General features: G+C 33.4%; 1 pseudogene. It reads left to right on the top strand.

From position 1 onward, the window contains the following. Positions 1–344, top strand: a pseudogene (locus AVBRAN12640_RS09955) (hypothetical protein); the annotation flags it as partial.

The raw sequence follows: 344 nt of genomic DNA, 5'->3' as shown, positions 1-344 counted from the left end.
TGCTGAACTTGCAAAAGCAGCTAGCAACTTCTCAACAGTTATTAGTGATATTTCATCATATTATACAGCTAAAGGTTCATTTGCAACAAAATTATCTGATATGACAAATGTAGGTTTAGATGGAGGAACTACAGCAGCTGCAGCAGGCGCAGGAGCTACTGGTGAACTTAAAATTAAAGATAAGAAGTGTATAAAATTTGAAGCAAAAGATAGCACGCTAAAAATAGGAAAAGGTACTGATTCAGCACAAACTATTTGTACAAATTTTTATGCTATTTCAAGTGTTAAAGCAATTACAGGAAATACAGATGTTCCAGATTTTACAAGTGCATATGAAATTAGAC

The sequence above is a fragment of the Campylobacter sp. RM12640 genome, assembly GCF_020137595.1.
In the GTDB taxonomy this organism is placed as follows: Bacteria; Campylobacterota; Campylobacteria; order Campylobacterales; family Campylobacteraceae; genus Campylobacter_E.
Note: the sequence above shows the minus strand (reverse complement) of the source record. Positions and strands in the feature narration are given on the sequence as shown.